Raw genomic sequence first — 18,089 nt, forward strand, 5'->3', positions numbered from 1 at the left:
ATCAGATCAGCGCTTGGCGCACCCGTGCCGAGAGCGTCTCGCTGACCACCACCGTGCCCAGGATCACGATCAGGATGGTCGCCACCTGGGACCAGGCCAGGGTGTCGATGGAGGACTGCAGCTTCATGCCGATCCCGCCTGCGCCGACCAGCCCCAGGATAGTGCTCTCGCGGATATTGATGTCCCAGCGAAACATCGAGATGCCCCAGAAGGCGGGAAGCACTTGCGGCACGATGCCGTAATGGATCACCTGGGCCCGGGCGGCGCCGGTGGCGGTCACTGCTTCCACCTGGCGGGCGTCGGTCTCCTCGATGGCTTCGTACAGCAGCTTGCCGACAAAGCCGATGGAGCGCAGGGCGATGGCAACGATGCCGGCCAGCAGACCCGGGCCGATGATCGCCACCAGCAGCAGCGCCCAGATCAGCGAGTTGATCGAACGCGACGTCACGATGATGAACAGCGCCACCGGGCGAACCAGCAGCGCCGAGGGCGTAGTGTTGCGCGCCGCCAGGAAGGCCACCGGGACCGCCAGGATGACGCCACCCATCGTGCCCAGGGTGGCGATGTTGAGGGTATCCCACAGCGGCATCAGCAGTTCAGGCAAGTAGGCCAGCCTGGGCGGGAACATGCGGCTGCCGATGTCGGCGGCCTGGCTTGGCGCGTCGGTGACGAAGATCCACAGCGTGTTTTCGTTCATCACCTGCCAGCACCAGACGAAGAGCGCCACCAGTGCCACCCAGCCCACCCACAGCGCCAACCGGGCGCGCGGCGTGCGAAAGGTCCAGACCTGCGAATAGTGGGGTGGCTCGCCGGGGCGTGTATCGAGAGCACTCATTGCAGATACTTCCTGAGGTGGCTGGAGCCATACTCCGAGAGCATGACGATGGCGATGACGAGCAGCAGGATGGCGCCGGCACTGTCGTACTCGTAGCGGTCGATGGCGGTGTTGAGGGTGGCCCCGATGCCGCCCGCGCCGACGATGCCGATCACCGCGCTCTCGCGGAAGTTGATGTCCAGCCGGTAGAGCGACAGCCCGATCAGCCGCGGCATGACCTGAGGTTGAACGGCATAGTGGATCAGCTGCCAACCGCTGGCCCCGGTGGCACGGATCGCCTCGATCTGGCTGGCGCTGGCCTCCTCGATGTCGTCGGCGAGTAGCTTGGCCACGAAGCCGATGGAGGCGAAGGCCAGGGTAAGGAAGCCGGCGAAGGGACCGAAGCCGAACATGGCCACCAGGAAGATGGCGATGATGATCTCCTGCAGCGAACGGCTGACGGCGACGATCGAGCGACATACCAGATAGACCGGGCGCGGCGAGAGGTTGCGCGCCGCACCGATACCGATGGGCACCGAGACCAGCACGCCCACCACAGTGGCGGTCAGCGTCATGGTCAAGCTCTCGATCAGTCCCTGGCGGATATCCTGCCAGCGGCTGGTGAAGTCTGGCTGCAGGAAACCCTGGACGAAGCGTGCGCCGCGCGACAGTCCCTCGACAACGCGGCCGGCGTCGATTTCCAGCGAGCCCAGCGCCAGTATGAGGTAGGCCAGCAACAGCAACGGAAGCAACAGTCGCCAGTGCCGAGTCTTGACCAGCTGAGGCGGTCGCCGCCAGCGGCGAGGATAGGAAATGCTTGCGGTTGCGGTCATGTCGCCGTCCCCACCAGTCGCAACGAGCCCTGTGTCCCGCTGGCGGGATCAGGCTCCTCGTCGTCCTGGTCGGTGGCGGTCCAGTCCTCGGCACCGTAGATCTCGGTGAGTTTCTCCTCGTCGAGACGGTCGGGTGCGTTATCGAATACCACCTGCCCGGCACGCAGCCCCACCAGGCGATCGACGAACTGCTGGGCCAGCGGCACATCGTGGATGTTGACGATGGCCGGTAGCTGGCGCTCCGCGCAGATCTCGGTGATCAGCCGCATGATCTGGCGACTGGTCTTGGGATCGAGGCTAGCCGTGGGTTCGTCCACCAGCAGCAGTTCCGGTTCCTGGGCCAGGGCGCGGGCGATGCCCACCCGCTGGCGCTGGCCACCCGAGAGGGCGTCGGCTCGCTTGTCGGCATGCTCGAGCAGGCCCACTCGGTCGAGCAGGCGATAGGCATTCTCGATGTCCCGGCCCGGGAAGCGCCGCGTGAAGCTGCGCCAGAAGGGGACGTACCCCAGTCGCCCGGAGAGCACGTTTTCCATCACGGTCAGGCGCTCCACCAGGGCGTACTCCTGGAAGATCATGCCGATGCGCCGCCGCGCCTGGCGCAGCTCGCGGCCGCCCAGGTTGACCAGATCGGTCTCACCTAGGCGAATCGCGCCGCTGGAGGGTTCCACCAGGCGGTTGATGCAGCGAATCAGGGTCGACTTGCCGGCCCCCGAGGGGCCAATCAGCCCCACGACCTGGCCCCGCGGTACCCGGAAGGTCACTTCACGCAGGGCGGTGTCGCCGGCCTTATAGGTCTTGGTTAGCTGGTCGATGGTAAGCACGTGGCAGGTTCTCCCCTATGTCTCAAGCACGTCTCAACGACGCGAAGGCGCGGGCGACAAGTCGCCCGCGCCTTCCCTGGCATGAGGCTCAGTTGCAGTCGTATTCGACCCCGTTGGCCTCATCGATCTGGCGGATGACCGCCCAGTGCTTCTTGAAGGTGATGGGGATGAACTGTTCCTCACCGTTGCGACCGAACTCCTCGGCCAGCGCGCTGCCTTCCCACTCGAAGCTGAAGAAGGCCTCCTGAATCGCATCCTGCAGCTCGGGCGTCAGGTTATGGACGTTGCCATAGCTGGTGGTGGGGAAGGTGTCCGACTGGTAGATCATCTCGAGTTGGTCGGCGTCGATTACGCCACGGTCGATCATGCGGTTCTTCACCGAGTTGGCGACGGTGGCGACCTCATAGTCCTGGTTGGCCACACCCAGCACGGAGTTGTCGTGCTTGCCGGAGAAGTCGACCTCGTAGTCTTCACCCGAGACCATGCCGAACTCGGAGGCCATCAGCGCGGTAGGTGCCTTGAAACCGGAGTTGGAGGTCTCGGAGGTGTGGGTCAGGGTGCGGCCGCGGATATCCTCGACCTCCTCGATGCCGGAACCCGGGTGGGTGATGATCTCCATCTCGTAGCCGAAGCTGCCGTCCTCGGCGGCCATCATGGTGAAGGGACGATAGCCCGCACAGGCTACGGCCAGGGGGTTGGAGCCAGTGTTGAACCCGGCGATATGCAGGCGTCCGGCGCGCATCGCCTCGATCTGGGCGGAATTGGACTGCACCGGGAAGAACTGCACGTTCTTGCCGGTGACTTCCTCCATGTGCTCAAGGAAGCCATCCCATACCTCGGCATAGACGGCGGGGTCTTCTACCGGCGTATAGGCAAACACCAGGGTGTCCGGATCGAGCCACTGGGATGCATCCTCGGGGATATCGGCCACCAGGTCGCCGTCGGTGTCCGTGTAGCGATCGCTCAGCGAGAATTCGGCCTGAGCCTGGGAAATCCCGGCGGTGAGGGCGGCGATGGCCACGCCGCCGGCGATCAGGGAACGAGTCAGGGTCTGCATGGGAGTCCACCTGTGTCAGGAGAATTGGAACGCAGGTCTTATCCTGAGAGTCCTGTGTGACAGCGGCGCGTCGTCGAGATGACGATGGGATGACGTCTCGTTGACGATGGCGTAGCGCACTCACCTCGGTAGGGCAACCTGCTACCATCGCTGCCAGTGTTGCTTTCCCCGGAGGTCACCTTGACTAAGTTTCCGGCCTTGCGCTTGGCGCGGCTTGCCATCGGCGAGCTCGCCGAGGTGAGCCTGATCATCGCCCCCGGCGAGGTTCACTGCCTGTCGGGCCCCAGCGGCTCCGGAAAGAGCCGACTGCTGCGCGCCGTGGCGGACCTCGAGCCCCACGCCGGCGAGGCGTGGCTGGACGATATCGACCAGTCGTCGCTGCCGGCCCACGAGTGGCGAGCACGGGTAATGCTGGTGCCGGCGGAGAGCCACTGGTGGGCCGACAGCGTGGGCGAGCACCTGCCCCAGGCCGATGTGTCCGACCTCGAGGCACTGGGCTTCACTACCGAGGTGTTGGGCTGGCAGGTGGCCAGGCTCTCCTCCGGCGAGAAGCAGCGCTTGGCGCTGCTGCGGGCGGTCAGCCGCGAGCCGGCGGCACTGCTGCTCGACGAGCCCACCGCCAACCTGGATGACGCCACCACCCGCCGGGTGGAGGCCTGGCTCGTGACGCGCATCCGAGAGCGCGGCTGGCCGGTGCTGTGGGTCGCCCACGACCCCGCCCAGATCGCCCGGGTGGCGCAACGCCACTGGCGTATTGAGGGCAGCGAACTCCTGGAGGTGGCGTCATGGACGTGATCGCGCTGGCCTGGTGGCAGCTGGCCCTGGCGGCCCTGATGGTGGTGGCGCTGGCGGGCTGCACCGCCGCTTTGCGGTTAGGCATGGGCCGCAGTCTGTTGATAGCCGCGGCGCGCACCGTGATCCAGCTGGCGCTGATCGGACTGGTGCTGGAGGCGCTGTTTGCCGCCGAGCGTCTCTTATGGGTGGCGCTGATGGCGCTGTTCATGCTGCTGATCGCCGGGCGCGAGGTGATGGCGCGCCAGAAGCGCCGCCTGCTGGGCGGCTGGGCCTTTGGCATCGGCACCGTGGCGATGTTTCTCTCCTCGTTCACGGTGACCGTGCTGACGCTCACCGTGATCATCGGGCCCGAGCCCTGGTTCCGGCCCCAGTACGCCATTCCGCTGCTGGGCATGATGCTCGGCAACACCATGACCGGGGTCGCCCTGGCGCTGGACCGCCTGACCGACACCACCTGGCGCCAGCGCGCGGTGATCGAGAACCGACTGATGCTGGGCCAGCGCTGGCAGGAGGCGGTCGGCGACATTCGCCGCGAGGCGATGCGCAGCGGGCTGATGCCGATGATCAACGCCATGGCCGCCGCCGGGGTGGTCAGCCTGCCGGGCATGATGACCGGCCAGATCCTGGCCGGCAGCCCGCCGGCGCTGGCGGTGAAGTACCAGATCCTGGTGATGTTCACCATCACCCTGGGGACCGGCTTCGGCACCCTGGCCGCGGTGGCCGCGGGCAGCAGGCGGCTTTTCGATGGCCGCCAGCGGCTTCGCCTCGACCGTCTGGCGGCACCCCGCCAATAACGAAGACGCCCGCTGACCGTGAAGGGCAGCGGGCGTCACCGACAGCTTTATCGTCGGCGTCAGTCGACCAGTTCTACCGCAACGGCCGTGGCTTCACCGCCGCCGATGCACAGGCTGGCGATGCCGCGCTTGCCGCCCTTGGTGCGCAGGGCGTGGATCAACGTGGCGATGATCCGCGAGCCGGTGGAACCGATGGGATGGCCCTGGGCGCAGGCGCCGCCGAAGACGTTGACCTTGTCGTGGGGCAGGCCCAGGTCGTCCATGGCCATCAGGGTCACCACGGCGAAGGCCTCGTTGATCTCGAAGAGGTCGACGTCGTTCACGCTCCAATCGAGCTTCTTCATCAGCTTTTCGATGGCGCCCACCGGGGCGATGGTGAATTCGCTCGGGTGACGCGAATTGGTGCTGTGGCCGAGCATGCGTGCGATGGGCTTGGCGCCCAGGCGGTCTGCCGCCGCCTGGCTGGCCAGGATCAGCGCCGATGCACCATCGGAGATGGAGCTCGAGTTGGCGGCGGTAATGGTGCCGTCCTTGGCGAAGGCGGGACGCAGCTCGCGGATCTTGTCGAGCCTGGCCTGGAAAGGCTGCTCGTCGTGGTCGACCACGCTCTCGCCCTTGCGGCTGGTGACGGTGACCGGTGCCATCTCGGCGTTGAGATGGCCGGCGTTGGTGGCCTCCATGGCGCGTTCCAGCGAGGCGATGGCGAAGTCGTCCAGGCGCTCGCGGCCATAGTCGCGGTCGCTGGCGACATCCTGGGCGAATCCGCCCATCAGCTTGCCGGTCTCGGCGTCTTCCAGGCCATCGAGGAACATGTGGTCCTTCAGCTCGCTGTGGCCCAGGCGATAGCCGGCACGGGCCTTGGTGAGCACATGGGGCGCATTGGACATGGACTCCATGCCGCCGGCCAGCATCACGTCGCCGCTGCCGGCACGGATCAGGTCGTGAGCCAGCATGGTGGCCTTCATGCCCGAGCCGCACAGCTTGTTGATGGTGGTGGCGCCGATGTTGTCGGGGATGCCGGCCTGGCGCATGGCCTGGCGTGCCGGGCCCTGCTTGACGCCGGCAGGCAGCACACAGCCCATGATGCCCTCGTCGATGCTGTCGGCGCTGATGCCGGCGCGTTCGATAGCGGCGCTGATCGCCGCGGCACCCAGTTGCGGTGCGGTGAGGCTGGCGAGGCTACCGAGCATGCCGCCCATGGGCGTGCGTGCGGCAGAGAGGAAGACGATATCGTTGGATTGGCTCATGGTGGGTTCTCCCGGTGTAACGTGCGGTTCCCGGTGGAGCCGCGTGGTGATGGTGTAATGGCCCCAGACTAACGTCTTTGGCGGCAATGCTCGAAACTGTTCCCTCTACGACCCACCCCGGCGCTTCTCGTGCGAGGGATGGGCAATGGCGTGCCGCGTTGACCCGGCATCGGGGCTGTGGTTTTCTCAGGGTCAACCAAGCAAGCGCTAGTGTAAATTCCGATGAATGTAATGAATGACTCACCGCGCCGCAAGGAACTGACGCGCCAGGCCGCCCAATTGTTCGTTCAGGCGGGCTTCGACCGCACGACGGTGCGCATGCTCGCCCAGGAGATGGGCATCAAGTCCGGTAGCCTCTTCCATCATTTCCGCGACAAGCAAGAGATTTTGACGGCGGTTATCGAGGAGGGCACCCAGAACGCCCTGATCATCGCCAAGGCGGCCCTCGAACAATGCGACAACTCTGCCGAGGCACGGTTGCAGGCCATGGCGCGCGCGCACCTGGAGACCCTGCTTACCGACCGTAACGCCCATGTTGTTGCCCTCTATGAGTGGCGCCGCCTCGACCCCGAGGCCCGGGATCACCTGAGCCATCTGCGCGATGCCTACGAGGCGCTCTGGGAAACGGTGATCGACGAGGCCCTGGCCGCCGGCCTGATCCATGGTGACCGCTTCCTGGTGGCACGCTTCGTGATGGGAGCGCTTAACTGGACAGTGCGCTGGTACGATCCCGCAGGTCCACGTTCACCGGATGACCTGGCCCTTGAGCTGGTTGCCATGATCACCCATCGGCCCGTCTGATCCCTCGGCTCCCGAGAAAGCGTTTTGGCGCGACCTCGTCGCGTCACGCTCGACCATCGTCTAGTCCTATCCTGTCGTTCAGGGCTTGCCCCGTTCCTCGGGAGCCTCTAGCTTGTACCAAGCGCTTGCTAGGTTGACGCTTACGTCAACTGCATCTAATCAGAAGGTGGGCGTGCGCGCCAGCGTCGGCGCTACCGTTTCCTTCTTTGCCAGCATTTTTTTCGCCAAAATTTGCCGCCACTACAAGCACAACCCGCGAGAGGGCAGTACATGAGCACCCTTCCCGACTACCAGAGCTACCTCGAGAACTTCTCCGTCGATGATGTCATCGCGCGCCTCGATGACCACCGCGACGGCAAGGCCAACGCCTTCGAATCCTGCTGCGGGCGCCACCTGCGCGCCGGTCGCGGCGATGTCATGGCCCTGGTGCACGAGGATACCCAGGGCCAGGTCAACACCTTGACCTACGCCGAACTCGATGCCGAGAGCGCCAAGCTCGCCGGCTGGTTTGACGAGCGTGGCCTGGGCGTCGGGGATCGCATTGCCTGCATGCTGCCGCGCTCGCCCGAGCTGCTGGTAGCGGTGCTGGCTACCTGGCGCATCGGCGCCGTCTACCAGCCGCTGTTCACCGCCTTCGGTCCGGATGCCGTGGACTACCGCCTGGGGCGCGCCGACACCAAGTTGCTGATCACCGATCACGCCAACCGCTTCAAGTTCGATGGCCTCACTCAATGTCCGCCGGTGCTCGCCGTGGGCGGGCCCAGTGCCGGGCACGACGCTGACCTGGACTGGAAGGATGCTCTGGCCCATGCGCCGATGGCGGCGACGCCGCCACGCCTGGAGCGCGAAGCGCCCTTCCTGCAGATGTTCACGTCCGGCACGGTGGGCAAGCCCAAGGGCGTGGCGGTGCCATTGGCCGGCATGCCGGCCTTCGCCCTCTATATGGAGCTGGCCGTCGACCTGCGCGAGAGTGATCGCTTCTGGAACATGGCCGACCCGGGCTGGGCCTATGGCCTCTACTACGCCATTGCCGGGCCGCTGCTGCTGGGCGTTACCACCCACTTCTGCGAGGCGGGCTTCAGCGCTGAGGGGGCGATGGCCTTCATGAAGCGCCATCGCATCACCAACTTCGCCGCCGCGCCCACCGCCTACCGCCTGATGAAGGCCTCCGGCCTGTTCGACGACGCCCATGAGACCCTCGAGGTGCGTGCGGCGAGTTCCGCCGGCGAGCCGCTCAATACAGAGGTGGTGACCTGGGTCGAGCGCTCGCTGGGCTGCCCGGTCATGGACCATTACGGCCAGACCGAGACCGGCATGACCTGCAACAACCACCATGCGCTGGACCATCCCAAGCATGTCGGCGCCATGGGCGTGCCGATGCCCGGCTACCGCCTGGCGATCCTCGATGCCGAGTACAACGAGTTGCCCCCCGGGGAGCCCGGCGTGCTGGCGGTGGATATCGAGAACTCCCCGGCCCACTTCTTTGCCGGCTACACCTGGCAGGAGAAGCACCCCTTCGCCGAGGGCTATTACCTGACCGGCGATGTGGTGATCAAGAACGAGGATGGCACCTTCCAGTTCGCCGGCCGCGACGACGATATCATTACCACTGCGGGCTATCGCGTGGGGCCGACCGACGTGGAAAACAGCGTGATGACACACGCAGCGGTTGCAGAGTCCGCCGCCGTCGGTCAGCCCGACGAGATTCGCGGCGAGATCATCAAGTCCTATATCGTGCTTCGCGAGGGCTTCGAAGCCAGCGACGAGCTGGCCAACGAGATTCGCCAGCTGGTGCGTGAGCGACTCTCGACGCATGCCTTCCCGCGTGTGATCGAGTTCGTCGAAGAGCTGCCCAAGACCCCCAGCGGCAAGATCCAGCGCTTCAAGCTGCGCGCCGATGCCAACGACAAGGCTTAAACGCCACCCGGCTAACTGACTTCAAGGACCCTGACATGCAAGTGAAGGACAACACCTTCTTGATCACTGGTGCCGCCTCCGGGCTGGGGGCGGCCACTGCCGAACGCCTGGTTGCCGCCGGCGGCCGCGTGGTGCTCTGCGATCTGAGTGACGCCGTGGAGGCCCATGCCGAACGGCTGGGCGAAGCCGCCCGGGCGATACGTGGTGACGTTACCTCCGGCGCCGATATCCAGGCGGCGGTGGACGCCGCCGTCGAACTCAGCGAAGGCCGTGGTTTCGCCGGGGTGGTGCATTGCGCCGGCGTGGTCAGCGTAGCTAAGCTGGTCGACCGCGAGGGCAACCCCGCCGATCTCGACGCCTACAATCGCACCATCCAGATCAATCTGGTGGGTACCTTCAACGTGATGCGCCTGGCCGCTGCGGCCATGGCGAAGAACGACGCGGGAGATGACGGCGAACGCGGCGTCATCATCAACACCGCGTCCATTGCCGCCTTCGACGGCCAGGTGGGGCAGTGTGCCTACAGCGCCTCCAAGGCTGGCGTGGTGAGCATGAGTCTACCGGCCGCCCGAGAGCTCTCGCGTCACGGGGTTCGGGTGATGGCCATTGCGCCCGGCGTCTTCGAGACGCCGATGATGAGCGAGATCCCCGACGAGGCTGCCCAGGCCCTGGCCGCCGCCGTGCCGTTCCCCAAGCGGCTCGGCAAGCCCGACGAGTTTGCCCGCCTGGCCGAGCAGATCATCAACAACGCCATGCTAAACGGCGAGGTGATTCGCCTGGATGGCGGCATCCGCATGCAGTAGGCCTTCGGCCAGCGCCAAGTTACAAGGAGCAAGCCTCAAGGAACCCCCTTGGCTTGCTCCTTTTTTCTTATCTCGCGCATTGGGGTTTTCCTTGTGCCTTGCAGCTTGATGCTTGCAGCTTTGTAAACGAACGCTTGACTCTCTTTCTGTCGGCGGCTAATTTCAAACACATGTTTGAAAATGGCGCCTGCCGCTTATATGCGCCCAGCGACAGGTGCCCCTTCTTGTGGAGAGTTCAAGATGCCCGACTATCAGGCCCCCCTGCGTGATCTTCGTTTCGTGATGGACGAAATGCTGGACTACCCGGCCCACTACGCCCGACTGTCCGGCGGCGAGGACGCCAGCCCCAATTTGGTGGGCGCCATCCTGGAGGAGGGTGCGCGCTTCGCCCGTGAGGTGTTGCTGCCGTTGAATCAGAGCGGCGATCGTGAGGGCTGCCTGCTGGAGGGCGGAGAGGTCAAGGCGCCGAAAGGCTTCAAGGCGGCCTATGCCCAGTACGTGGAGGGCGGTTGGCCAAGCCTTGCCGCCGAACCCGAGCATGGCGGCCAGGGCCTGCCGCACTCGCTTGCCATGGTGCTCAACGAGATGGTCTGTGCTACCAACCTGGCCTGGGGCATGTACCCGGGGCTCTCCCATGGTGCCGCCGACGCGCTTCGCCACCACGGCACCGACGAGCAGAAGGCCACCTACCTGACCCGGCTGGTGGAGGGCACCTGGACCGGCACCATGTGCCTCACCGAGCCCCATTGCGGCACCGACCTCGGCCTGATCAAGACCCGCGCCGTGCCCAATGACGACGGCAGCTACACGGTAACGGGAACGAAGATCTTTATCTCCGCCGGCGAGCACGACCTGGCCGAGAACATCGTCCACCTGGTGCTGGCCAAGCTGCCCGACGCGCCCGAGGGCTCGAAAGGCATCTCGCTCTTTGTGGTGCCCAAGTTTCTGCCGACTGACGCCGGTGAGCCGGGCGAGCGCAACGGTGTGGTGTGCGGGTCGCTCGAGCACAAGATGGGCATCCACGGTAACGCTACCTGCGTGATGAACTTCGACGCGTCGAAAGGCTACCTGGTAGGCGCGCCCAACAAGGGACTGGCCTGCATGTTCACCATGATGAATGCCGCCCGCATCGGCGTTGGCATCCAGGGCCTGGGTCTCACCGAGGCGAGCTTCCAGAATGCCCTGGCCTATGCTCGCGACCGCCTGCAGATGCGCGCGCTCTCCGGCGCCAAGTCGCCCGAGAAGGCGGCCGATCCGATCATCGTCCATCCGGATGTGCGCCGCATGCTGCTGACCCAGAAGGCCTTCGCCGAGGGCGGCCGGATGCTGGTGCTCTACACGGCGCAGATGATCGACACCGTGGAGCACGGTGCTGACGCCGCCGAGAAGGAGCGTGCCGAAACGCTGCTCGGCCTGCTGACCCCCATCGTCAAGGCCTTCCTCACCGAGGTGGGCTTCGAGGCGACCAACGAGGGCGTCCAGGTGTTTGGCGGCCACGGCTACATTCAGGAGTGGGGCATGGAGCAGCTGGTGCGCGATGCGCGCATCACTCGCCTCTATGAGGGCACCACCGGCATTCAGGCCCTCGACCTTCTTGGTCGCAAGGTACTGATGAGCCAGGGTGAGACCTTGAAGGCCTTCACCAAGGAGGTCCACAAGTTCTGCCGGGCCGAGGAGGGCAACAGCGACCTCGCCGAATTCGTTCGTCCGCTGGCCAAGCTCAATCAGGAGTGGGGCGAGATGACCATGGCCATCGGTATGAAGGCCATGAACGATCGTGAGGAGGTGGGTGCGGCCAGCGTCGACTACCTGATGTACGCCGGCTACGTGACCCTGAGCTACCTCTTTGCCCGCGCGGCAAAACAGGCTTGTCTCGCCCTGGCCGAAGGCACAGACGAGCCCGCCTTCTACCGCGCCAAGCTCGATACCGCGCGCTTCTTCTACCAGCGCCTAGTGCCGCGCACCCGCGCCCACAAGGCAGCCATCGAGGCCGGCGCCGAACCGCTCATGGCGATCAGCGCCGAGGACTTCGGTCTGGGGTTCGAGATCTGATTCAACATCGAGCACTCCGCGATCGAAAGAATGATCGCTGCTGTGCGGCAGTCTCGGGTCCGCCGTTGTCTCGGCGCCAGACGTACGCACTCGCAAGCACCAGCGCGCGATTGTCGCGGCCGTGAAAGACGAACTGGGCTGTTGCCGCTTCGATGATAAACTACCGGTATTAGCGGCATTCAGTCGCTGTCGTTACCAGGGTTCGATGCCCTGGCGTCTTTCAGGAGTTCCTCATGCGTGTATTCGCCAATCCGGTCGGTGCCGGATCCCTCTGGTTCGACAATCTCGCGACCGCCACCGGTACGCCAGTTGCCTACGATCCTCAGGCCAGGGCCTTCATCACCATGCCGCCGTTCTGCGCCAATCGCGAGGTGATCGGCTGCAACTGGATCGCCCCCAAGCAGGGCGCCTTCTGCCGCGCCTGCGCCATGACGGCATTGGCTCCGGATACGTCCATCCCCAATGCCGTTCCCCATTGGGCTCAGACCGAGGCTGCCAAGCGCTGGGTGCTCGATAACCTGGGCCGCTGGAACTGGTTTCGGCCCGAGGATCCCGGCGCTCGCCCCGTGTTTCACATGCTGGCCGAGGGCCACACCCCGGTGCCCATGGGGCATGTTGGAGGCGTGGTCACCATCAGTGTGGCGGAGGCCGATCCTGTCCTGAGCACGACCCGTCGTGAGGCTTTGGAAGAGCCCTACCGCACCATGATCGGTCACATGCGTCATGAGATTGCTCACATGCTCTGGTGGCGCCTCAGCCTGCGGGAAGATTTTCTCGATGCCTTTCGGGCGATGTTCGGTGATGAGCGGGAGGACTATCCCGCCGCACTCAAACGCTATTACCACAATGGGCCACCGCCCGACTGGCGCTCGCACTTTGTCAGCACCTACGCCGCTGCGCATCCCCACGAGGATTGGGCTGAAACCGCGTCCCACCTGCTGCACCTGACGGATATCGCAGACAGCTTCGTTGCCGCCGGCCTGTCGTCTAGCGATCTGCCGCATCTCGATTGGGACCCCTATATGGAGTCCGATGCCGAGAACTTGATCCACATTGCGACCCACCAGGTCATGGCGGTCAACCATATCAATCGCGCGATGGGAATGCCGGATCTCTATCCCTTCGTCCTTTCTGAAAAGGTCCGCCGTAAGCTTGTCTTCATGCACGACTGGCTCCGTCGAGGCGCCCAGGGGCTTTGAGTCGGATTCGGGCTCTGGATCGAGCTTCCAGGGGTTTCGGTGCCAGGCCTCGGAGAAGGCGCAACGCCAGGGATGGCGTCTGCAGTTTCTTGGCTGATCCTGATTAGCAATGATCGTCAGCCCGGTTTGCCCTCATGACGACAAAAGCTATACTGTATATGTATATAGCTTTCAGGCGGAGGATGACGTCATGGCCATGAACCCCATCCAGTTTCAGCCCGGCCTGTCGATGCCCGAGTTTTTCGAGCGCTATGGGACCGAAGCGCAGTGTACGGCGGCGTTGGAGCAGACGCGCTGGCCGGACGGCTTTCGCTGCCCGCGCTGCGAGGGCACATCCTATTCCGGGTGCGCCGGCACCACCATACGCTGTTCCAGTGCCGCGCCTGTCGCCACCAGACCTCGCTGATCGCCGGCACCCTGATGCAGGGCACCAAGCTGCCGTTGACCACCTGGTTCCTGGCGATCCACCTCATCAGCCAGGCCAAGACCGGGCTGTCGTCGCTCGCCCTCAAGCGTGACCTCGGGGTGAGTTACCCGACGGCCTGGCTCATCCACCACAAGGTGATGGAGGCGATGGCGGAGCGCGAGGCGCGCTACGTCCTCGAGGGTCCGGTCCAGGTCGACGATGCCTACCTGGGCGGAGAGCACCGTGGCGGCAAGGCCGGACGCGGATCGGAGAACAAGGTGCCTTTCGTGGCCGCCGTCTCGCTCAACGACGCGGGCCATCCGCGCTTCGTCAGGCTCACCCCCGTGGCGGCCTTCAGCCGTGAGGCGATTGCCGAGTGGGCCAAGACGACGCTGCGGCCTGGCAGCACGGTATACTCCGATGGCCTGGCCTGCTTCGGTGCCGTCACCAGCGCAGGATGTACGCATCAGCCCACCGTCGTTGCGGGACGCAAACCCCAGGACATGCCCGAGTTTCACTGGATCAATACGGTGCTCGGTAATCTCAAGACCAGCCTCTCAGGGGCGTACCATGCCTTCGGCTTCCAGAAATATGCGGCGCGCTATCTGGCCGCGTTCAGCTATCGCTTCAACCGCCGCTTCGACCTCAGGGTGCTGCCGACACGGCTGCTCATCGCCGCAGTACGCTGCAAGCCGCGGCCCCAGCGGGTGATTCGGTCGGCTGAGCTTCATTGCTAATCAGGTGGCTGATTGACTGGAACCGATTCCGTGTCAGAGGCATGATGACCGCCTCGACGCTCCCTGAGGCGGCGAGAGACTGCCACGCGCCCGAGGAACCGCTCACATGTCCCGAACGACCCGCCTGCAAGACCTGATCAGGGTGTTGCGTCACCACACCGGCCCTATAGGCGGGCCCGAACTCGCCGAGAGGCTGGGGATCGGCCTGCGGGCTCTCTACCAGGACATCGCTGCGCTGCGGGCGGTGGGAATCGAGGTGGTCAACACGCCCGGCCAAGGCTATGTGTTGCCCTCCGACGTCATGCTGCCTCCCGTGGCATTGGCCGAGCCCGCTGAGCGGGAGCCGGCCGAGATCACCTTCTATACCCACCCGCTCTCCCGGGGCGGGATCATCCACTGGATGCTCGAGGAACTCGGCGTGCCCTATCGCACGGTGATTCTCGAGTATGGCGCTAGCATGAAGTCGCCGGATTACCTGGCCCTCAATCCCATGGGCAAGGTACCGGCCATTTGCCATGGAGACACGGTGGTCACCGAGGCGCCTGCCATCTGCGCTTATCTCGCCGACGCCTTCCCTGAGGCCGGCCTTGCGCCGCCGCCTGCGGTTCGGGGCGACTATTACCGCTGGCTGTTCTTTGCCGCGGGCCCACTCGAGACCGCCATCTCGCTCAACAACCTTGGCGTGCAGCCCACGGTCGAGCAGCAGAGCCAGCTTGGCTGCGGTGACTACTGGGTTCTGATCGACACTTTGGCGTCTGCCGTCAATGGTCGTCGCTACATTGCCGGCAATGCGTTCAGTGCCGCAGACGTCTACGTTGGCTCGCACCTCGGCTGGGGCATGCACTTCGGCACCATACCTCGTCGGCCCGAATTCGAGGCCTACTGGGAAGGGCTGCGGATGCGGCCGGCCCACCAGCGCTGTGAGGCCTATGTCGAGCAGGTGCTGGCGGGAGTCTGATTCGCGGGTTCAGGCGCCATGGAGCCGACGATGCAGGCCGCGCATGCGTTCGGTGAATTCCGGCACCGGCCCCTCGACTTTCGCGCCGGGCACCACCTGCTGAATCGGCAGCGGCGCCACCGGCGCCGGGCTGGCGCCGATTTCCTGTAGCCAGCCGATGAGCTGTTCCGACGAGCTGGCATAGACGATCCGTCCAAGGCCCACCCAGCCATGAGCCGCCGCGCACATGGGGCAGTGCTCCCCGGAGGTGTATACGGTCGCCTGTGCGCGCTCCTCGGGGGGCAGGTTCTCCGCCGCCCAGCGCGCCAGGAAGAGCTCCGGATGCTGGGTGGCATCCCCGCCAGCCACATGGTTGTGGTCTTCCACCAGCACCTCACCATCGCTACTCACCAGCACCGAGCCGAACGGCTCGTCGCCGGCCTCCAGGGCCTCTTCGGCCAGCTCCACGCAGCGTTCAAGGTATTGTCTGTCTGTTGCGGTGATCATCGTCCTAGCTCCATGAGTTTCACATAGCCTCCAGCATAGGGGCGCGGCTGGAAAATTTCACCGCGCAGGCAGATGGCGCCTGCCGTGGGAACCCTGAGGCTGACGTCTCTCTGACGAGGCTGAGACCTTGCCAGTGGCGCACGCCGGACCTGACGGCTTGGCTGGTCTCTCGTTCCTCCGGCATATCCTCGCCAGCCAGGCGGCGACCGAGATGCGCTCGGGATGCCACACTGAGATCGACCCTCTTTCGACATGGAGCGCTTCATGAGCAACGGACCCTACGGGCAAATCGCGTGTGACTGTGGCGCGGTATCGCTGCTGGTATGCGGTGCACCCCTTGGCCGCGGCCTGGATGCCGGTGACGATCCCGTTACCTTCTGGCCGCTGGATGCCATCCAGATTGGCCAGGGTGCCGACGAACTCGATGTCTCGCCGTATGGCCGGGGCGGTAATTCCTGGGGCTGCCGGCGATGCTGTGAGCGCTTGCTGTTCGCCCACGAGGAAGCCGGCGTAGCGGTGCTGGCGGGTCAAGAGGGAGATGTGCGCGATCATGCGCCGGCAATGATGTCATCGCGGCAACGCTGTCTCGAGGAACTGGGCTACCGGGTCGAATCAGGCCCCGGAGACTGAGCTGGCCCTTTTGCAGGCCCTTTCACGAGAGGCGACGCCAGCCCTGGCGCAGGTGGCGGGCGGCGTTGTGCCAGAGACTGGGGTTCTCGGCGGTCGGTGGGGCGTCTAGGGAGAGAAGGGCGCGCTGCAAGCCGACGAGGATGGCATCCAGGTGACGGTGGCAGAGGGTGCTGTTCAATCCCCCCGGGCAGTGGGCCAGCAACGCATCACACTCGGCACTGGCGGCTTCCAGCCCTCGATGGGCCTCCTCTTGCGCGACGGCCTGGTCGCGGCATGTATTCAGGTCGCGACAGAGCATCTTCAACATCCTGCCGTCCAGCCAGCAGGGTAGCTCGTCGCTCGCCTTGCCGGCCATTGAGTGCTTGATGGCCTGGAAGGAGACCTGCAGGAAGACGACGGTATAGTACGTCCTGGAGTGTTTGGAGTTCATGTTGGCCGTCCCGGCAACACTCTTTTGATGAGAATAATTATCGATAATAGGCTTGGCGGGCCATGGCTGTCAATGTGGGCAAGGGGACAGGCATGTGAGAGTGGCGGAGCCCGTCGCTTCCGTCCAGACTTTCGCTATGTATGCGACCGGACCGTGATCGGAAGAGGGCCTGTGTAAGGGCCAGGAGGCCGGTGAACTCGATGTTCGGTCTATCAATCGGCTCATCAAGGAGGTTCGAGATGTTCAAGGCAATCCTGATCGACAAGCAAGACGATGGCCAGCACGTGGCACTGGAATCGCTAGAGGAGTCGCGACTCCCCGAGGGAGATGTCACGGTGCGGGTCGAATGCAGCACACTCAACTACAAGGATGCCCTGGCCATCACCGGTAAGGGACCGGTGGTGCGCTCGTTTCCCATGGTGCCGGGGATCGACCTGGCGGGCACTGTCGAGAGCTCGACGGCCGATGCCTACCAGGTCGGCGACAGGGTGCTGCTCAATGGCTGGGGTGTCGGAGAAACCCACTGGGGCGGCCTGGCCGAGAAGGCTCGGCTGGACAGTCGCTGGCTGATCCCTCATCCAACCGCCTTCAACGCTCGGCAATCCATGGCCATCGGTACGGCCGGTTACACTGCCATGCTGTCGGTGATGGCACTGGAGCGCCAGGGCATCACGCCGGAGCGGGGCGATGTGCTGGTCACCGGCGCCAATGGCGGCGTCGGCAGCTACGCCATCGTGCTTCTGACACGGTTGGGCTACCGGGTCGTGGCCTCCACCGGACGCCTGGAGGAAACGGCATATCTCGAAAGCCTGGGGGCCCAGGAGGTGATCGAGCGCAAGACGCTCTCCGAGCCGGGGCGGCCTCTGGGCAAGGAGCGCTGGGCAGCGGCTATCGATTCGGTGGGCAGCCATACCCTGGCCAATGTTCTGGCCGGGACCCGCTACGACGGTGCCGTCGCGGCCTGCGGGCTGGCGCAGGGAATGGATCTGCCAGGCAGCGTCGCACCCTTCATCCTGAGGGGAGTGACGCTGGTGGGGATCGAGAGCGTGATGCGGCCTTACGAGGATCGCATCGAGGCCTGGCGGCGGCTAGGTGAGCTGTTGACTCCCGAACATCTGGAGGCCATCACCGACACGATTGCCCTGAACGAAGCCATTGACAAGGCCGATGACCTGCTGGCGGGTAAGGTCCGCGGACGCGTCGTGGTCGACATGGCGGGGTAGGGTCGATCAGCGACTGACGCGTCCAGGGGCTGATGAATCAGCTTGCATAAAAAAGGGCAGGGCCTAAGCCCTGCCTCCGATCAGAT

17 protein-coding genes and 1 pseudogene are annotated in these 18,089 nt (G+C 65.0%); 11 read left to right on the plus strand and 7 right to left on the minus strand.

Annotated elements, in window-relative coordinates:
• Window position 1: 1 nt before the first annotated feature.
• The 4 genes from phnE (U5L98_RS07325) to phnD form a co-directional block, all read right to left on the minus strand.
• On the minus strand, window positions 2-835 hold the full coding sequence (gene phnE, locus U5L98_RS07325) for a phosphonate ABC transporter, permease protein PhnE (protein ID WP_322557660.1): 834 nt from the start codon (window positions 833-835) through the stop codon (window positions 2-4).
• On the minus strand, window positions 832-1,647 hold the full coding sequence (gene phnE, locus U5L98_RS07330; RefSeq protein ID WP_322557661.1) for a phosphonate ABC transporter, permease protein PhnE: 816 nt from the start codon (window positions 1,645-1,647) through the stop codon (window positions 832-834). The genes phnE (U5L98_RS07325) and phnE (U5L98_RS07330) overlap by 4 nt, the downstream gene beginning before the upstream one ends.
• On the minus strand, window positions 1,644-2,468 hold the full coding sequence (gene phnC, locus U5L98_RS07335; protein WP_322557662.1) for a phosphonate ABC transporter ATP-binding protein: 825 nt from the start codon (window positions 2,466-2,468) through the stop codon (window positions 1,644-1,646). Before phnC ends, phnE (U5L98_RS07330) begins: the two co-directional genes overlap by 4 nt.
• Before the next feature lie 88 nt (window positions 2,469-2,556).
• Window positions 2,557-3,525, minus strand: coding sequence for a phosphate/phosphite/phosphonate ABC transporter substrate-binding protein (gene phnD / locus U5L98_RS07340; RefSeq protein WP_322557663.1), 969 nt, complete (start codon window positions 3,523-3,525; stop codon window positions 2,557-2,559).
• Window positions 3,526-3,705: 180 nt separating this feature from the next.
• Here phnD and U5L98_RS07345 point away from each other — a divergent pair, with 180 nt between their 5' ends.
• Window positions 3,706-4,320: an ABC transporter ATP-binding protein gene (locus tag U5L98_RS07345; RefSeq protein WP_322557664.1), complete on the plus strand. Its 615-nt coding sequence runs from the start codon at window positions 3,706-3,708 to the stop codon at window positions 4,318-4,320.
• Entirely contained in the window at window positions 4,311-5,114 is an 804-nt protein-coding gene (locus U5L98_RS07350) for an ABC transporter permease (RefSeq protein WP_322557665.1), read from the plus strand. Before U5L98_RS07345 ends, U5L98_RS07350 begins: the two co-directional genes overlap by 10 nt.
• A gap of 59 nt (window positions 5,115-5,173) precedes the next feature.
• On the opposite strand, the gene U5L98_RS07355 is transcribed toward U5L98_RS07350, so the two are convergent.
• Window positions 5,174-6,361 carry an acetyl-CoA C-acyltransferase gene (locus U5L98_RS07355; RefSeq protein ID WP_322557666.1) on the minus strand — a complete coding sequence of 396 codons (1,188 nt, stop codon included), beginning with the start codon at window positions 6,359-6,361 and terminating at the stop codon, window positions 5,174-5,176.
• Window positions 6,362-6,592: 231 nt separating this feature from the next.
• Here U5L98_RS07355 and U5L98_RS07360 point away from each other — a divergent pair, with 231 nt between their 5' ends.
• From U5L98_RS07360 to U5L98_RS07390, 7 genes and pseudogenes are all read left to right on the plus strand, one after another.
• Window positions 6,593-7,162, plus strand: coding sequence for a TetR/AcrR family transcriptional regulator (locus U5L98_RS07360; protein WP_322557667.1), 570 nt, complete (start codon window positions 6,593-6,595; stop codon window positions 7,160-7,162).
• Window positions 7,163-7,432: 270 nt separating this feature from the next.
• Window positions 7,433-9,079: an AMP-binding protein gene (locus tag U5L98_RS07365; RefSeq protein ID WP_322557668.1), complete on the plus strand. Its 1,647-nt coding sequence runs from the start codon at window positions 7,433-7,435 to the stop codon at window positions 9,077-9,079.
• A 35-nt stretch (window positions 9,080-9,114) separates the two neighbouring features.
• Entirely contained in the window at window positions 9,115-9,882 is a 768-nt protein-coding gene (locus U5L98_RS07370) for an SDR family NAD(P)-dependent oxidoreductase (protein ID WP_322557669.1), read from the plus strand.
• A gap of 240 nt (window positions 9,883-10,122) precedes the next feature.
• On the plus strand, window positions 10,123-11,934 hold the full coding sequence (locus U5L98_RS07375; RefSeq protein WP_322557670.1) for an acyl-CoA dehydrogenase C-terminal domain-containing protein: 1,812 nt from the start codon (window positions 10,123-10,125) through the stop codon (window positions 11,932-11,934).
• Between the two features lie 233 nt (window positions 11,935-12,167).
• Window positions 12,168-13,133 carry a zinc-binding metallopeptidase family protein gene (locus U5L98_RS07380; RefSeq protein ID WP_322557671.1) on the plus strand — a complete coding sequence of 322 codons (966 nt, stop codon included), beginning with the start codon at window positions 12,168-12,170 and terminating at the stop codon, window positions 13,131-13,133.
• Between the two features lie 190 nt (window positions 13,134-13,323).
• Window positions 13,324-14,276: pseudogene (locus tag U5L98_RS07385) on the plus strand (IS1595 family transposase).
• Between the two features lie 106 nt (window positions 14,277-14,382).
• Window positions 14,383-15,234 (plus strand): HTH domain-containing protein, encoded by an 852-nt coding sequence (locus tag U5L98_RS07390; protein WP_322557672.1) that lies wholly within the window; start codon window positions 14,383-14,385, stop codon window positions 15,232-15,234.
• Window positions 15,235-15,243: 9 nt separating this feature from the next.
• On the opposite strand, the gene U5L98_RS07395 is transcribed toward U5L98_RS07390, so the two are convergent.
• The gene (locus U5L98_RS07395; protein WP_322557673.1) at window positions 15,244-15,720 is read right to left on the minus strand and encodes a nucleoside deaminase; all 477 of its coding nucleotides are present in this window, start codon (window positions 15,718-15,720) and stop codon (window positions 15,244-15,246) included.
• A 264-nt stretch (window positions 15,721-15,984) separates the two neighbouring features.
• On the opposite strand from U5L98_RS07395, the gene U5L98_RS07400 reads away from it, so the two are divergent.
• Window positions 15,985-16,350: a hypothetical protein gene (locus U5L98_RS07400; RefSeq protein WP_322557674.1), complete on the plus strand. Its 366-nt coding sequence runs from the start codon at window positions 15,985-15,987 to the stop codon at window positions 16,348-16,350.
• Between the two features lie 22 nt (window positions 16,351-16,372).
• On the opposite strand, the gene U5L98_RS07405 is transcribed toward U5L98_RS07400, so the two are convergent.
• On the minus strand, window positions 16,373-16,780 hold the full coding sequence (locus tag U5L98_RS07405) for a hypothetical protein (protein ID WP_322557675.1): 408 nt from the start codon (window positions 16,778-16,780) through the stop codon (window positions 16,373-16,375).
• Window positions 16,781-17,019: 239 nt separating this feature from the next.
• On the opposite strand from U5L98_RS07405, the gene U5L98_RS07410 reads away from it, so the two are divergent.
• The gene (locus U5L98_RS07410; protein WP_322557676.1) at window positions 17,020-18,003 is read left to right on the plus strand and encodes an MDR family oxidoreductase; all 984 of its coding nucleotides are present in this window, start codon (window positions 17,020-17,022) and stop codon (window positions 18,001-18,003) included.
• Window positions 18,004-18,089: the final 86 nt, after the last annotated feature.

The sequence above is a fragment of the Halomonas sp. genome (assembly GCF_034520545.1).
Lineage (GTDB): Bacteria > Pseudomonadota > Gammaproteobacteria > Pseudomonadales > Halomonadaceae > Halomonas.

Bases quoted from the DNA above. Each gene is read 5' to 3' on its own strand.
- phnE (WP_322557660.1), bottom strand. From the start codon at position 835: ATGAGTGCTCTCGATACACGCCCCGGCGAGCCACCCCACTATTCGCAG.
- phnE (WP_322557661.1), bottom strand. From the start codon at position 1,647: ATGACCGCAACCGCAAGCATTTCCTATCCTCGCCGCTGGCGGCGACCG.
- phnD (WP_322557663.1), bottom strand. From the start codon at position 3,525: ATGCAGACCCTGACTCGTTCCCTGATCGCCGGCGGCGTGGCCATCGCC.
- U5L98_RS07350 (WP_322557665.1), top strand. From the start codon at position 4,311: ATGGACGTGATCGCGCTGGCCTGGTGGCAGCTGGCCCTGGCGGCCCTG.
- U5L98_RS07355 (WP_322557666.1), bottom strand. From the start codon at position 6,361: ATGAGCCAATCCAACGATATCGTCTTCCTCTCTGCCGCACGCACGCCC.
- U5L98_RS07360 (WP_322557667.1), top strand. From the start codon at position 6,593: ATGAATGACTCACCGCGCCGCAAGGAACTGACGCGCCAGGCCGCCCAA.
- U5L98_RS07365 (WP_322557668.1), top strand. From the start codon at position 7,433: ATGAGCACCCTTCCCGACTACCAGAGCTACCTCGAGAACTTCTCCGTC.
- U5L98_RS07370 (WP_322557669.1), top strand. From the start codon at position 9,115: ATGCAAGTGAAGGACAACACCTTCTTGATCACTGGTGCCGCCTCCGGG.
- U5L98_RS07375 (WP_322557670.1), top strand. From the start codon at position 10,123: ATGCCCGACTATCAGGCCCCCCTGCGTGATCTTCGTTTCGTGATGGAC.
- U5L98_RS07380 (WP_322557671.1), top strand. From the start codon at position 12,168: ATGCGTGTATTCGCCAATCCGGTCGGTGCCGGATCCCTCTGGTTCGAC.
- U5L98_RS07390 (WP_322557672.1), top strand. From the start codon at position 14,383: ATGTCCCGAACGACCCGCCTGCAAGACCTGATCAGGGTGTTGCGTCAC.
- U5L98_RS07395 (WP_322557673.1), bottom strand. From the start codon at position 15,720: ATGATCACCGCAACAGACAGACAATACCTTGAACGCTGCGTGGAGCTG.
- U5L98_RS07400 (WP_322557674.1), top strand. From the start codon at position 15,985: ATGAGCAACGGACCCTACGGGCAAATCGCGTGTGACTGTGGCGCGGTA.
- U5L98_RS07405 (WP_322557675.1), bottom strand. From the start codon at position 16,780: ATGAACTCCAAACACTCCAGGACGTACTATACCGTCGTCTTCCTGCAG.
- U5L98_RS07410 (WP_322557676.1), top strand. From the start codon at position 17,020: ATGTTCAAGGCAATCCTGATCGACAAGCAAGACGATGGCCAGCACGTG.